The organism is Pontibacter rugosus, assembly GCF_042678745.1.
GTDB lineage: Bacteria > Bacteroidota > Bacteroidia > Cytophagales > Hymenobacteraceae > Pontibacter > Pontibacter rugosus.
The window spans coordinates 1-520 of the sequence record NZ_JBHTLD010000571.1 but is presented as its reverse complement, the minus strand read 5'-3'; the positions used below and the strand labels follow the sequence as shown (position 1 = coordinate 520).

General features: G+C 33.8%; 1 protein-coding gene. It reads left to right on the top strand.

Annotated elements, in window-relative coordinates; all coding sequences use genetic code 11:
• Window positions 1-520 (top strand): glycosyltransferase family 2 protein (locus ACFQ2O_RS22520; RefSeq protein ID WP_377533299.1); only part of this gene is annotated, 520 nt, incomplete at both ends.

The following is a 520-nucleotide window of genomic DNA, read 5'->3' as shown; positions in this document are numbered from 1 at the left end:
ATCAAAACCTAGAACTAATAATTTCAGATGACTGCTCTACAGATGCTACAGTTCAAATTTGTGAGCGATGGCTAAAAATAAACAACAGTAGATTTAAAAGAGTAAGACTTATAACATCACAAATAAATACAGGAATTGCTCCAAATTTCAACAGAGGTGTAGCAGCTGCAGAAGGTAAATGGATAAAAACTATTGCTGGTGATGATGCATTATTCCCTTACACGATTGAAAAATATATAAGCTATATTAGTGATCATCCTGATTCAATGTTCTTGCACTCGAATATTGCTACTTACAAAGACAAATTTACTGAAGAAAACAGAAGGCCGTTGAAAGAAAGTAATAAGTACAAAATAAATTCTAAAGGGGTCACAGCTGATGAACAATACGAAGTTCTTTTAAGGCGCTGCAGAGTACGTGCGGCAACAGTGATGATAAAAAAAACGGTTTTTAATTTGGTCGGAAATTTTGATGAAAATTACCCTCTTTGGGAAGATAGACCAATGCTGTTAAAAATAAC